We start from the raw sequence: 12,749 nt of genomic DNA, 5'->3' as shown, positions 1-12,749 counted from the left end.
CGATCAGGTTCGAAGGTCGGCCGTTTTTCGGATGACAGCTCACTTCGGAGGTGCTCGGTGATCCACCTCGAAATGAACCAGGCCGCGCTCGTGAACACGCGGTTTGCGATCTCACCGCTCAGCACCACCGTCGGCGCGCTCTACCTCCTGCGCAGCGACGCGCCGCCGGTCGGAGGAGGCTGGCGGCACCTGATCCGGGAGACCGTGCACGACCGTCAACTCTGGCTGCTGAAAGCGCTGTTCAGCGGTTCGTGGGACTACGTGCCGGACTTCCTCACACCGCAGCCCGACGCTCCCGAGGCAGCGTGGGCTGAGGAGGCGCACACGGTTGCCACCACCTGCTCCGAGCGCCTGTGCTGGGAGCTGCAGATTATGGCCCAGGGGATTACCGACGAGGGGCTGGCGGGCCGCCCTACTCCCACGATCCTGCGTCGTGCCCTGGAGCGGGGCGAGCGGGACTTCGCCGGTGACATTGCCACGGAGCTGCACCAGCTGTGGGAGTCGGCCCTCGCCCCGCGCTGGCCGGCGCTGCGCGCGCGGATGGAGGCAGACATCGCCCTCCGGGCGCGGACCGCCGCCCACCACGGCTTATCGGGCATGTTGGCCGGTCTGCATCCCAGGGTCGCCTGGAACGACGACCGGCTGAGCCTTGTCACTCGCTTCCAGGCCCAGATCCCCGGCAGCACAAGCCTGGTCCTGACACCTTCGGTGTTCGCCGCTGACCTGCACATGGTCATCGACCCCACAGGCGGGCCCACTCCGCGGCAGCCGATGCTGACCTATCCCGTCCTGCACGGGCCGGACACGCCCGCCAGTCCTGCGGCCCACGCGCTGCTCGGAGTGACCCGGGCGCGCCTGCTGTCCGACCTGCACGCCGCCCGCACGACGGCGGAGTTGAGCGAGCGGCATTTCCTCGCCCCGAGTACGGTCTCCTACCATCTCGGCATCCTGCACCGCACCGGCCTGCTCACCCGGACCCGCACGGGACACCGCATCCTCTACCAGCAGACCCCTCGCGCCGCCGATCTGCTGGCCGACTCCCCCCAGGCCCGCTGACCACGGTTGCCGGGGCACAGCTGCCTTCGCGGACGAGTTCGCATCCCGGGGTGACGAAGGCTTCGTGGATGTCGTCGCGGATCTCTGAACGGACCCGCAGGCGGCGCAACCAGTGCAAATGAATGGACACGCGCTCCGTCAACCGGCGTTGCGTGCGCAGGCCGGATCACGTTGAACTACCCCCGCGGACGCGGGGACGACCTCCGCGACACACCGCGGGGCCGCCCGAACCGTGAACTACCCCCGCGGGCGCGGGGGTAGCTCGCCGACCAGATCCACCGTGGCCCCGAAGCTGGCGTCGTCCCCGCACTCGCGGGGGTAGCTCGATAGCGCGCGCCTTCCCGAGGATGAAACCGCGGTCGTCCCCGCACCCGCGGGGCAGCTCTCGGCCGGACCCGCCGGCCCTCCTCACGTCCCGGTCGTCCCCGCACCCGCGGGCCGGCGCCCGCCGCCAGGCCGAGCCCGTCGTCAAGCAGGCGATCGAGGCCGCCTACCGGGTGTGCATGCCGGCCTGGAACGCCCTGGACGTGCGCGAGTGGGACCGCAAGGACAATCCGATCCTGCCGACGATGCACCCGGCGGACCTCGCCCGGTACCTGGGCAGCTATGCGCAGCAGGTGATGACGCCGCGCGGCACCACCGCCGTCACCGGCCTGGAACTGATGGTCGCGCTGCGCCCGCCGACCCGCGCGGAGAAGGACCCGGCGACCGGAACGTTCAAGCAGGCCTTCAACAACGACGCCCTCACCGCCGTCTACGACGTGGTGGAGTGCGAGGTCCCGGACGAGCACCCGCTACTGAAGGGGAAGTTCACCCGGCACCACCTGCGCACCCCGGCCGAGAGGCTGATGGAGGAGCCCTACGACTGGTGCCGGCCGCTGACCGACGAGGAGTGCGCGAACCCGTACCTGGTCGCCAGAGACCTTCCAGGCCGAGAAAGGGCCGGCGGGACTCGATGAGCACCAGGTCCGCCGCTACCGCTCCTGGACCCGCTGGGTATTTCATCGTCGCCAAGCATCGCCACGGGCCCGCCGCGACTATCACGGTCGCCTTCCAGGGCCACTACTCCCGCTTCGTCGACATGGCTCAGACATAGCCCTGACCTCCGCTGCCCGATCGTGAGGCCCGACTTCTCAGTACTGGACGGAGCCATGGCTCGTACCGCTGGCTGTCGGCTGATTCACGCCGTGTCGCCGCCGTCGCGGTCGGGTACGGCTTCGGCAAATGGCCGTCGTGGGGGAGGCTGCGGGTGGGAAAGGCAAGCCGGGGCAAGCGGGAGCGCAGCCGGGACAAGGCCGGGCAGTGGACGGCGGTTGGCGCGGCACGGGCGGCGCATCGGCTGCGGGAGCAGACCCAGCGGCATCTGGCCGGTAACCCGTGGGTGCAGATGACGCTCGCCTCCAACATGGACAACGTCGTCACCGAGCTGTACACCGTGCTGCTCAACAGCGATCTCGCGGACCTGGCGGACAAGCCCGAAGGCATCGAGTGGGACGCGGCGTTATCGATGACGCTGGGCAAGCAGGGGTACCGGCCTCCGTGGCCCCGGGCGGCCGCGGAGGCTGCATCGTGGCAGACACAACAGATCGGGAAGTTGCTGCGGCAGGCGGAGGTCCTCGTCATTTCCCCGGCCGCGCACGCCGCGGTCATGGCCGCGGCCGCCACTCTCGAGCCGGCCGACGTCAGCACCCTGGACCGCGACCAGGACATCCTCGTGCCCACCGGGCTGCTGGTGCTGCCCGAGCCCGTCGTGGTCGTCAACCGCACCGGCTCCCTGTCGGACACCAGGGCCTTCGGCTGGCAGTTCGTCACCCAGCACCAGATCCTGCCCACCGCCCAGTACCCCGGCGTGCGGGTGACGACGTTCATCGACCGCGATGGGCCGGTCCAGCCGCCCGGGTGGCAACAGGCGGTCGCCCAGGCGTGCGCGTCCGGAAACCCGCTGCCACCGCTGATGCCGGACGGCATGTACGGGATGCGGGGTGATGCGTGCCTGGCAGAGGAGAGCAGTGAGATGCTCGCGGATCTGTCCGAGCGCCACCGCCAGATGCAGAGGGCCCTTACTCAGGCATCACAGTGGCGTTCCGAGCCGGTCGCTGAGATCGGGGAGTGGGGCGGCGGCCATGTGGAGGACCCGTACGACGACTTCGTGGGCCGCTACATGTTCGCCTTCTGGCGCCTGATCGCTCAGGGCGTGACAGCCGTCGGCCCGTCTCAGGCCGGTTCTGCGCGCGCGGCCGCGACCGGTGGCGACGGCTCTGGGCCGCAGGACCCGGATGTGCGGGTTGTCCGGCTTGCTGCGCCCTCGCCCCGGCCGTCGGATGCGGCGGGGGAGGCCAAGCGGGTGTATCACCACCGGTGGCCGGTGCGGATGCACAAGGTGAGGCAGTGGTATCCCAGCCGTCAGGAGCATCGGGTGATCTGGCGCGGCCCGTACATCAAGGGACCGGCAGATGCCCCGCTGATGGTGGGGGAGAAGGCCTACTTGGTGGGCTCGTAGACGTCCTTACGGCACGCAGAAGGCCGGTGGGAATCCGCCGGATCTCCGTTGCCGCGTTGCCAGGCGGGCTCGGGCGGGAAAGCCAGGGGCCGACGATCTGACCAGCGTTTCCGGGCCGACTGTGGCGGGCTGGTTGTGGCTGGGGTTGTTCGGTGGCCACGGTTGTCTGCTGGTCACATCGTCTTCTGCCCTGTCGTTCACGGCTCATCTTTGTCTGATACCGGTCAAAACGGCATGCGCTCTGTGGGGCCGGCGTGCTTGTATGCCGCCAACGCGACAGGGGTAGCGCAGAGTTGACCGCTGGGCCCCTGTCGGATGCTTCAACACAGGGGGTACACGTTGAAAATCAGAGCTGCGCTCGCCACGGGGGCCGTGGCGCTGGGTCTGCTGGGAACAGCCGCTCCGTCGGCCCTGGCAGACCAGTCCGGTACCGGGCAGCTGCGGGGCACCATCGGATCAGCCCGGTCTCAGGTGAACGGACTCGCTGCCGGTCCGGCGTCCAACGCCACCTGCACAATCAACAAGATCACCATCAACCGGTACAGCGAGTGCGAGTGGGTTTCCATCCACGTCGACGTCATCAAGGTCATCGACGGGAAGCCCGAAATCGAAGGCACCGTTGACTTCGACGTCAAGCACCAAATGACCCTCAAGGTGAACTCCGCGAACTGGTCGGAGCAGTTCACCGTCTCAAAGGCGCGGACCACCCGCGCGGGCTCGGGAGTGGCTGTCGACATCGGTGCTGCGTCCGGTGGCGGGACGAAGGCCGCGGTGCATTTCCCGCAGGGTCACATCCTCAGCAGCGGTGCGGCGAGCGGCAGCGTCGACTACAAGACCGGGGCGATCCCCAAGGGCCATGTCAACGCCAAGGCGAAAACGCACTACACGTACACCTTCACCAAGCCCGGCTACACCCCTGGCAGCGTCTCCTACGACTCGGTCGTCTACCGGTGCGACAACTACTACGGCAGCAAGCGGGCCAGCCGGTCCGGGTGCGCCATTCCGGAAGTGCCCACCGCGGTCAGCATGGTCGGCATCCCCTACATCGACGACGGGATCCGCAGGCTGCGTTCCAGCGGCGGCCACTACGGTGACCCCTACGGTGGCAAGCCGCTGCACTGGATGATCAACCCGACGCAGGAGGACAACAACCGCAAGGCGGTATGCCCGACCAAGGCTCCGCCGGACATGCAGCGCGCCGGCCGCACCTCGTGCGACGAGTACCCGTTCGCCTCGACCAAGGAAGGCGGCACCCACCTGCCCGCCAACCAGCGGGAAATCACCTGGGTGCACATCCAGGAGAACCGGAGCCAGGGCGGCCGTATCACCGCCTGGCGCGGCAAGATGCACGTCATGGACGGCGACCCGTTCTACGTGATCGTCTGAGCGCCGCTAGACTCCCCGCCAGTCAGGGTGCCCCCTTGTCCCGCTTCTACCGGGGCAAGAGAGCACCCTTCTCCGCTGAAGGAGGCTTGTCTCATGCTGGTCCGTGAAGCGACGTTCACCATCGATGTGGGAGAGAACGGCTACCTCATCGGATTCGACGACGACTACGACTGGCCGAAGGAGATGCCGTTCGGCTGGCGGTGCGGCCTGGCCACCGACAGCAACGCCATCGTGATGCCCACCACCGACACCGGTCCCGTGCAGATGATCATCCAGGTCCACGACGGCCCGCCGGCACTCGAGCGCGGCAACGACTGGGAGCCGTCGGAAGAGATCAGCCTGCGCGCCGACTACCCCGAACTGTGCCTCGCCGTCATCAGGAGCGAGTTCTGGGATGCCTGGCCAGAAGACGAACCCCCGCTCGAGATGCCGCCCTCCGATGAGGGCGAGGAGTGGGTACGGATGCGCCTGTACTGCCACGCCGACGACCCCGAACCGGGCATCGGCGACCACGGCGAACGCCACCTCGTCCAGCTCTGGCGCGCTCCCCAGGCGCCCAGCGTGCACCCGGAGATCACGGATACTGACCGGCAGGCCCAGGCCGAGTACGCCGCGCAAATGAACGTGCCGGTGGAGGAGTACACCACCACCTACCCCCTCACCTACACCTCCGACAACCAACCCGACTGACCTCCTTGGCCGTGCCGTAGTCGCCTGGTCGGACGCCGTGATCGGAACTGCCGCGGCACAAGGCGCGAGACCCGATGCCACGAAGGTGCTCACGGCCCAGGCCCTGGACTGCGTTGCCCTTCAGGGACCGGCAGGCCAACTGTCGTGCGCGGCGCCGGGCGGTGGCGGTCATCGTCGACGCCAAGACGAACGGGCACGGGCGATGGCCCGCTCGCCGGCGACTGCTTCCTGTTCGGCCTGGGTGCGGGCGGCTTCGTAGGCGGCGGCCGCGCGGTGAAGGTCGCCCTGGGGCCACCAGATGTCGCCGAGGACGCGGTGCTGGCGCCCTTCGGCGCCGAGGGTGCGGGCGGCTTCGAGCGTGGCGGGGAAGTCGCTGCTCATGCGGGCGAGGTGGGTCAGGCCGCGGCGGGCGTCGGGGGCGAGGCGGCCGCCGCCGTCGGCGACGCGCTGCATCCCATCGCGGGAGGCGTCGGTGCGCCCGAGTTCGCGGTCGGTCTGGCCCGGGAGAGGGACCCCGTCGATCAGTGGTTCGTGGTGACGGACCGTCCGGGCGGCGCCGGAGCTGCCTCGAGGCGAAGGCGGGGCGTGCGCTGGCGTGCGGCTCAGGGTGGCCTGGTGCTGGCGCTGGTGCGGGGTGGCTAGGGGTGGCGAGCCCTGGCGAACAATTGAGCGACAAACGTGATGTCGCTCACAGCACGCTAGGTACGTGCAGGTCGCACGCTGGGTCACAAGTGGACGGTTGCGCTCCGTCAAGAACACGTGCCGCAGAGTTAACTCGCGGAGGGTCCCGCAACGGTGAAGGGGGTGAGGGCCGCACGGCCCTCCCCGCGCAGCAACAACTCGCTGCTCGGGCTGAGTTGAAGAAGAAGGAGGGTCCGTGGGGCTTCACTGGGCCTGGCACGCGCTGGCAGTGGCCGGCGCCTGCCGGATGACCGCAGTCGCCTTCGACGCCATCGTCCGACGCGTCGTCCGCACCGCCTCGCAGGCTCGCGATGAGCAGCACATGTGCGCACACGTTTTCGCACCACCCCCCGCCCTGCCCGCCGGACCGCGTCCTGACGCCGGGATTGCTGTTCCGCCGCCCGCCGTGGAGGAGCAGTGACCAGTCCTGACGCGCAGGATTTCGGCGTGATCGAACCCGCCGAACTCCCAACCGACTTCGAGGCGTTCTTCACTCGCCACATGAGCGAATTCCTTCGGGTCGCCGGGTCCCGCACCCGCAACCCCTACGATGCGGAGGAGGTCGTCATGGAGGCCGCCGTTGTGATGATCCGCAAGTGGCCCCGGATCCTGGCGCATCCCAAGCCGATCGCGCTCGCCCATAAGATCCTCGACGACCAGATCGCCGACTTCTACCGGCGCCGTGCCCGCACCGCCGACCGAGAGGTCAGCTACGGCCAACTGACCGAGGCGGACGTGCCCACCGCGGACGACCTGCTGGCACTGCGCGGCCACGACGGCCTGGACCGGGCGCTTGCCGAGCTGGAAAAGCGCGCGCCGCTCCAGGCCAAGTGCGTCGTCCTGCGCTACTTCGCCGAACTCGACTTCGCGGCGATCGCCACCCGCCTGGAGATCACCGTCAGCGCCGCCAAGACCAACGTCCACCTGGGAAGAAAGAAACTCGCCCACCTCATCGGTCTCCCGGAATCGGGGAAGGGAAGTCCTGATGCTGGATGAACTGCTGCGCGCCGAAGCGCAAGCCCTGCACCGCCAGTACGACGACCACGACACCGACGACTTCATGCACCGCCTGGCGGTCCGCGTCTCCCAGGATGCCGCGCGGCCGCCCCGGGTCACCCGCGCCACCATCGCGCCCGCCGCCCCGTGCCATCCCGCACCGCCGGCTTCAGCCCCGGCCGTACCCACCCGGCCCACCACACCCAAGCCGCGCACCCGCAGAGGCCTGCGCCGCCGCCCGACACCGATCCTCGTCCAAGACCCGGCCACCACTCCCACCGCGGTAGTCGAACACGTCCGCCGACTGTGCGAGACGGTACTGCGCTCCAACGACATCGACTCCCTCGCCGACTTCGCCGCCGACTACGACCCTCGCGGAGCCCGCACCTTCGCCTGCCTGCTCTACACCCTGGACCGCTGGGAGAGCGCCCTGTACTGGTGGCGGTTCGCGGCCGGCGCCGACGACCCCCTCGCCGCCCACCTCCTCGCCGCCCACCACGCCGCCGTCGGCATCAGCCCCGACGCCCGGCTGTGGCGAGCCATCGCCCGCATGCTCGGCTTCACCCGCGACCGCCACCTACCCCAGCCCGTACGGCCCAGCACCGAACTCGCCGAAGGCTTCGCCCGCGCCATGCCCTGGGGGCCAGCCCTTAATACCTTCGTCAAAACCGACCATCTGCCCAGGGACCTCGCCACACGCTGACTCCCGAACGCCCAGGTGCCGACCAAGCGGGTCTGTCCAGCCAACGGTGTAACTCGGGTGATGTGAGTTATCGGCGGCCGACGGAGAGTCGGCCGTCGAAGGCGATGTCGAATGCCTGCAGGGCGGGCTTCCAACGCATGGTCCAGCGTTTGCGTCCCTGGCCGGTGGGGTCGAGGCTCATGATGGCCATGTAGACGCATTTGAGGGCTGCGGCCTCGTTCGGGAAGTGCCCGCGGGCCCGGACGGCTTTTCGTATGCGAGCGTTGACCGACTCGATAGCGTTGGTGGTGCAGACGACACGGCGGATCTCGGTGTCGAACTGCAGGAAGGGCACGAACTCTGCCCAGGCGTTCTCCCAAAGGCGCACGATCGCCGGGTACTTGGCGCCCCACTCCTCCTGGAACTCCAGGAACCGGTCCTCCGCCGCGCTCGCAGTGGGAGCCGTGTAGACCGGCTTGAGCGCGCGGGAGATCTTGTCCCAGTCCTGGCGGCCCGCGTAGCGGAACGACGCCCGGATCAGGTGGACGACACAGGTCTGGGTCACCGCCTGGGGCCAGACCGCCGAGATCGAGTCGGGCAGGCCCTTGAGCCCGTCACAGACGACCATGCACACATCCTCGACACCGCGGTTCTTGATCTCGGTCAGGACCTGGAGCCAGTATTTGGCGCCTTCGCCGCCGTCGCCGGCCCACAGGCCGAGAATGTCGCGCGTGCCGTCCACCGTGACGGCGAGTGCGACGTAGATGGGCCGGTTCGCCACCTGCCCATCTCGCACCTTGACGTGCACGCAGTCGATGAAGATCACTGGATAGACCGGGTCCAGCGGCCGGTTCTGCCATTCGGCCATCCCGTCCATGACCTTGTCGGTGATGGTCGAGATGGTCTGCTTGGACACGCTCGCGCCATAGACCTCGGCCAGGTGGGCGGAGATGTCACCGTGCGTCAGACCACGCGCGGACAGCGACAGGACCATCTCGTCGACGCCGGTCAGCCGCCTCTGCCGCTTCTTGACGATCTGCGGCTCGAAGCTGCCGTCGCGGTCACGCGGCACCGTGATCTCCACCGGCCCCACGTCGGTCAGAACGGTCTTGGACCGGGCCCCGTTGCGGCTGTTGCCGCTGCCGGCACCGGCCGGGTCGTGCTTCTCGTAGCCGAGGTGGTCGGTGATCTCGCCTTCCAGGGCGGACTCCAGCACGCGCTTGGTCAATTGCTGCAGCAGCCCGCCGTCGCCGGTCAGCTGCAGGCCGCTCGCGCGGGCCCGGTCGACCAGCTGCCCGATCAACTGGTCATCCAGCAGGTCCGCCGGCGACTCGGCCGGCCGGACCTCTTCAACCGCCTCAACAGAGACAGTCACGTCGCTCATCAGGTGCTACTTCCATGATCGGGAGTTACACCGAAGACCGTACAGACCCGACCAAGCCAGGGTGTGTGCCCAGCTCCTTCCGAGCCGGGCACACACGCCTGGCCGTGGGCGGTGTCAGGGCAGGGGAACTGGTCGCTGCCATGGCGTGTGAGTGGGGGGTGGGGGCGTCTACAGAATGGTGCGGTGGCGCGGGCAGGTTCAGGGGAGGAACTGGGCGAGTGCTCCGGTGACGGCGGCTGCGAGGGTGAGGACGGCGGCGAAGGTGGTGGCGGCGCGCGTGAGGGCGGCGGGGTACGTGGCGCCGTCGAGGCGGGCGAGTGTGCCTGCCGCTGCGGCGGCCAGGAGCGCGAGCACGACGACTAGGGCGGCGGCGAGCAGGATGACGGCGATGCGGTTCACGGCGATCTCCCAAGAGAGAGTGGGATGTTGACGTGACCGAAGGTCCCGGAAACGGTGTTCATCGTGGTCCGGCCGGACGAAGATGAACAGCGTTGAACACATGGGACGGGGGTCCAGGTGGCTGGGAAACACGATGAGCGCGAGGCGGCGCTCACCGAGCTGCGCAAGCGCCTGGAAGACTCTCTGGCCCACGAGGGGCTGACCAAGACCGTGCTCGCCCGCCGAACGGGACTGGGCCGCACCACTGTTCAAGCGGCTTTCCATCCCGGTGGGCCTGTTCCGTCTGCCGCGACGGTCGCGACGCTGGCCCGCAAACTGGGCCTGCCCGATGAGGAGTTGCTCCAGCTTCGGCGGACTGCGGCCGATGAGGCTGATCGTGCGCCCGCGAGGGAAGAGGGGCCGGGCAAGCCGATCGGGCAGTGGGATCCTCACGACTTGGAAGTCCATCCCGCCGGAACTGCCGCCGTCGCTGCTGGCTCCGGTGGCCGGTCCCAGCAGGCACTGCCCGGCTATGTGCGGCGCGCCCACGACCAAGTCCTGGCTGGGGCAGTTTGCGAGGCTGCGCGAGGTTGCAGCCGGATGCTGGTCCTTGTCGGGGCGTCCTCGACCGGCAAGACGCGGGCGTGCTGGGAGGCCGTCCACCCGCTTGCCGCCGAGGGGTGGCGGCTGTGGCATCCGCACGATCCGACCCGGGCCGAGGCCGCGCTCGCCGACCTCGACCGCGTGGCGCCCCGCACGGTGGTGTGGCTGAACGAGGCCCAGCACTACCTCGGTCACCCCCAGGCCGGCGAGCGCATCGCGGCTGCCCTCCACACCCTCCTCACCCACCCAGACCGCGGTCCGGTCCTGGTCCTGGGCACCCTGTGGCCCGAGTACGCCGACACGTACACCGCCCTGCCCCTGCCCGGCGACCCCGACCCGCACAGCAGGGTTCGCGAAATTCTGACCGGACGCACCCTCACCGTCCCCGACACCTTCGACCGCGAAGCGCTGCACGCCGCCACCGCGCTCGCCCAAGGCGGCGACCGGTTCATGGCGGACGCCCTCACCCGCGCCCACGCACACGGACGCCTTGCCCAGGACCTCGCCGGCGCCCCCGAACTCCTGCGCCGCTACGAACACGGCACCCCGCCCACCAAAGCCCTGCTGGAAGCTGCGATGGACGCCCGCCGCCTCGGCGTCGGACTCCACCTCCCACAATCCTTCCTCACCGACGCCGCCGCCGACTACCTCAGCGACCATGACTACGACCAGCTCACCGAAGACTGGGCCGAAGCCGCCTTCGCCGACCTCGCCCACCCCGTCCACGGCAAACAAGCGCCCCTGCGCCGCACCAACACGCGCTCCTCGCGCCGCCCCCCCCGGGCACTCCGGCACCGGCAGCGACATACGTCCCGGTGACAGGACCGGTCTTCCGCCTCGCCGACTACCTCGAACAGCACGGCCGCACCACGCGCCGCAGACTCTGTCCGCCCGCCTCCTTCTGGCACGCCGCCCATACCCATCTCACTCAACCCGACGACCTCGGCAATCTCGCCACCGCAGCCGGCGACAGGCACCGCCTGCAATGGGCCTATCACCTCTGGCGTAAAGCCGCCGATGCCAGCCACCCAGAAGCCCTGTTCAACCTGGCGTGGATGCGGGACCAGGCCGGGGACAGGGAGGGCGCCGAAACCCTCTACCGGGAGGCTGCCGACGGCGGCCATCCGGATTCGCTGTTGAACCTGGCGTGGATGCGGGACCAGGCTGGGGACGGGGAGGGCGCCGAAACCCTCTACCGGCAGGCCGCCGACATCGGCCTTCCCAGCGGCCTGGCCTATCTGGTGCGGATGCGGGAGCGGGCTGGGGACCGGGAGAGTGCCGAAATCCTGGCCCGTCAGGCCGCCGACGCTGGCGACGCCGGTGCCTTGGCCGACTTGGCGCTGACGCGGGAGAGGGCCGGGGATCTGGCGAGCGCCGAAACCCTCTACCGGCAGGCCGCCGACGGCGGTGACGTCACTGCCCTGGCCAGCCTGGCGCTGATGCGGGAGAGGGTCGGGGACCTGGCGGGCGCCGAGACCCTCTACCGAGAGGCAGCCGACGCTGGCCTCTGGGTCTACCTGGCTCACCATGCGCGGATCCAGGCCATGGCCGGGGACCGGGAGGGCGCCGACGCCAGCCAACTTGCCCTCGACATAGAGAAGAGGTGGCTGTACGGACTGGATCCGGACGGTTCGCCCACTCCCCCCTGGCTTTGACTCCCCCGCACCGGGCAAATCGACGACTGCCCCAGGACGCCGGCGGCGACGGCACCTGCCGATGTTTCGCTTGGCGCTAGTAACTGTGTGGTCGTCAGTTGCGCGGAGGGCTGGGCGACGCGCTGATCTGCTTGGCGTAGGTCTGGGTGTACTTCGGGATCAGCGCCTCGATCCGGTTGACGTAGTTCTGCGTCTCGGGGATCTGTGGGATGCCCTGGGCCTTGAGGACCGGGCGGGAACCCGCGTTGTAGGCGGCGAGCGCGAGCTGGGTGGGGTCGCCGGGGATGCCCTTGACCTCCTTGAGCAGATGGCACATGTAGGCGGCCTGGGCCGGGATGGCGTCGGCTGGGTTCCACACGTCGGCCTTGCCGTCGCCGGTGTAGTCCTTGCCCCACTCCGCCCAGGTCGACGGGGAGAACTGCGCGATGCCCTGGGCTTTGCCAGAGTCCGCCTGAGGGTTCCAGTGGCTCTCCGCGTCGAGTTGCGCGGCCAGCATCGGAACGCTCAGCTCCGGGCAGGTCTTGGTGGCCGACTGAACGGTCGCCAGATACTGAGTGGGGATAGTGGGCAGTGCGGGCGGCCGGGTCAGCCACCAGACGGCGCCGAGGAAGGCGGCGACGAGTACGGCTCCGAGGGCCAGGCCCACCAGACACCCTCGGCGGCCGGAGCGCCTGGGTGCTATCTCCGTCTGAGAAGCGCGGTACTCCGTGGCGGGCGACGACACCCCCCAGGAGGGGC

The 12,749-nt window shown here is 69.4% G+C and carries 14 protein-coding genes; 10 read left to right on the top strand and 4 right to left on the bottom strand.

Features of this window, described 5'->3' with window-relative positions:
• Positions 1-57 precede the first annotated feature (57 nt).
• From GQF42_RS00575 to GQF42_RS00555, 5 genes are all read left to right on the top strand, one after another.
• Complete coding sequence (locus tag GQF42_RS00575; protein ID WP_158916716.1) at positions 58-1,056, top strand: ArsR/SmtB family transcription factor; 999 nt, start codon at positions 58-60, stop codon at positions 1,054-1,056.
• 347 nt (positions 1,057-1,403) lie between these two features.
• Positions 1,404-2,015: a hypothetical protein gene (locus GQF42_RS45345; RefSeq protein WP_233273150.1), complete on the top strand. Its 612-nt coding sequence runs from the start codon at positions 1,404-1,406 to the stop codon at positions 2,013-2,015.
• A 290-nt stretch (positions 2,016-2,305) separates the two neighbouring features.
• Positions 2,306-3,556 carry a hypothetical protein gene (locus tag GQF42_RS00565; RefSeq protein ID WP_233273149.1) on the top strand — a complete coding sequence of 417 codons (1,251 nt, stop codon included), beginning with the start codon at positions 2,306-2,308 and terminating at the stop codon, positions 3,554-3,556.
• A 339-nt stretch (positions 3,557-3,895) separates the two neighbouring features.
• Positions 3,896-4,942 carry a NucA/NucB deoxyribonuclease domain-containing protein gene (locus tag GQF42_RS00560; RefSeq protein WP_158916714.1) on the top strand — a complete coding sequence of 349 codons (1,047 nt, stop codon included), beginning with the start codon at positions 3,896-3,898 and terminating at the stop codon, positions 4,940-4,942.
• Positions 4,943-5,035: 93 nt separating this feature from the next.
• Positions 5,036-5,632, top strand: coding sequence for a hypothetical protein (locus GQF42_RS00555; RefSeq protein ID WP_158916712.1), 597 nt, complete (start codon positions 5,036-5,038; stop codon positions 5,630-5,632).
• 168 nt (positions 5,633-5,800) lie between these two features.
• Here GQF42_RS00555 and GQF42_RS00550 read toward each other — a convergent pair whose 3' ends face one another.
• Positions 5,801-6,085 carry a hypothetical protein gene (locus tag GQF42_RS00550; RefSeq protein WP_158916710.1) on the bottom strand — a complete coding sequence of 95 codons (285 nt, stop codon included), beginning with the start codon at positions 6,083-6,085 and terminating at the stop codon, positions 5,801-5,803.
• Between the two features lie 424 nt (positions 6,086-6,509).
• On the opposite strand from GQF42_RS00550, the gene GQF42_RS00545 reads away from it, so the two are divergent.
• Genes GQF42_RS00545 through GQF42_RS00535 form a run of 3 tightly spaced genes read left to right on the top strand, consistent with a single transcriptional unit; the run spans position 6,510 to position 8,012 of the window.
• On the top strand, positions 6,510-6,734 hold the full coding sequence (locus tag GQF42_RS00545) for a hypothetical protein (protein WP_158916708.1): 225 nt from the start codon (positions 6,510-6,512) through the stop codon (positions 6,732-6,734).
• Positions 6,731-7,309 (top strand): RNA polymerase sigma factor, encoded by a 579-nt coding sequence (locus GQF42_RS00540; protein ID WP_158916706.1) that lies wholly within the window; start codon positions 6,731-6,733, stop codon positions 7,307-7,309. The genes GQF42_RS00545 and GQF42_RS00540 overlap by 4 nt, the downstream gene beginning before the upstream one ends.
• Positions 7,299-8,012, top strand: coding sequence for a hypothetical protein (locus GQF42_RS00535; RefSeq protein ID WP_233273148.1), 714 nt, complete (start codon positions 7,299-7,301; stop codon positions 8,010-8,012). Before GQF42_RS00540 ends, GQF42_RS00535 begins: the two co-directional genes overlap by 11 nt.
• Before the next feature lie 67 nt (positions 8,013-8,079).
• Here the strand turns inward: GQF42_RS00535 and GQF42_RS00530 are convergent, their stop codons facing one another.
• Entirely contained in the window at positions 8,080-9,366 is a 1,287-nt protein-coding gene (locus tag GQF42_RS00530) for an IS256 family transposase (protein ID WP_373300785.1), read from the bottom strand.
• Between the two features lie 207 nt (positions 9,367-9,573).
• Positions 9,574-9,774, bottom strand: a complete 201-nt coding sequence (locus GQF42_RS00525; RefSeq protein ID WP_375994109.1) for a hypothetical protein — start codon at positions 9,772-9,774, stop codon at positions 9,574-9,576.
• A gap of 579 nt (positions 9,775-10,353) precedes the next feature.
• On the opposite strand from GQF42_RS00525, the gene GQF42_RS45335 reads away from it, so the two are divergent.
• The gene (locus GQF42_RS45335) at positions 10,354-11,175 is read left to right on the top strand and encodes a hypothetical protein (protein WP_233273858.1); all 822 of its coding nucleotides are present in this window, start codon (positions 10,354-10,356) and stop codon (positions 11,173-11,175) included.
• On the top strand, positions 11,172-12,011 hold the full coding sequence (locus GQF42_RS45330) for a tetratricopeptide repeat protein (protein ID WP_233273147.1): 840 nt from the start codon (positions 11,172-11,174) through the stop codon (positions 12,009-12,011). The genes GQF42_RS45335 and GQF42_RS45330 overlap by 4 nt, the downstream gene beginning before the upstream one ends.
• A 94-nt stretch (positions 12,012-12,105) precedes the next feature.
• Here GQF42_RS45330 and GQF42_RS00515 read toward each other — a convergent pair whose 3' ends face one another.
• Positions 12,106-12,657 (bottom strand): lytic transglycosylase domain-containing protein, encoded by a 552-nt coding sequence (locus GQF42_RS00515; protein WP_233273137.1) that lies wholly within the window; start codon positions 12,655-12,657, stop codon positions 12,106-12,108.
• Positions 12,658-12,749 lie beyond the last annotated feature (92 nt).

The organism is Streptomyces broussonetiae (assembly GCF_009796285.1).
Taxonomy (GTDB): Bacteria; Actinomycetota; Actinomycetes; order Streptomycetales; family Streptomycetaceae; genus Streptomyces; species Streptomyces broussonetiae.
The sequence above is the reverse complement of the archived record's forward strand: the minus strand, read 5'-3'. Positions and strand labels throughout refer to the sequence as shown.